Genomic DNA, 228 nt, shown 5'->3' with positions numbered 1-228 from the left:
GGCGGCGCGCCACGCCAGGGCACGAAGGCCGGGCGGCAGGGCGGGCGCGCCGAGGCGGCGCAGGCGCCGGAGCGCCGCCGCCAGCCTTCTCGACGCCGGCAGCTCCGGCGGCGCCGGCTCCGCCGTCCAGAACAGGCCGGGGCGGGCGGGCCGCCAGATCAGCTCCGCCGGGAAGCCGCCCGGGGCGATGTCGCTGAAGCGCCAGGCGACCTCCGGCCAGGCGGAGCC

Annotated in this window: 1 protein-coding gene; it reads right to left on the bottom strand. The window is 82.5% G+C overall.

Annotated elements, in window-relative coordinates:
- Positions 1–228 (bottom strand): hypothetical protein (locus NJ376_RS27470; protein ID WP_252956546.1); only part of this gene is annotated, 228 nt, incomplete at both ends.

The sequence above is a fragment of the Siccirubricoccus soli genome (genome assembly GCF_024178315.1).
Taxonomy (GTDB): domain Bacteria; phylum Pseudomonadota; class Alphaproteobacteria; order Acetobacterales; family Acetobacteraceae; genus Siccirubricoccus; species Siccirubricoccus soli.
This window is presented reverse-complemented; position numbering and strand designations above follow the sequence as displayed.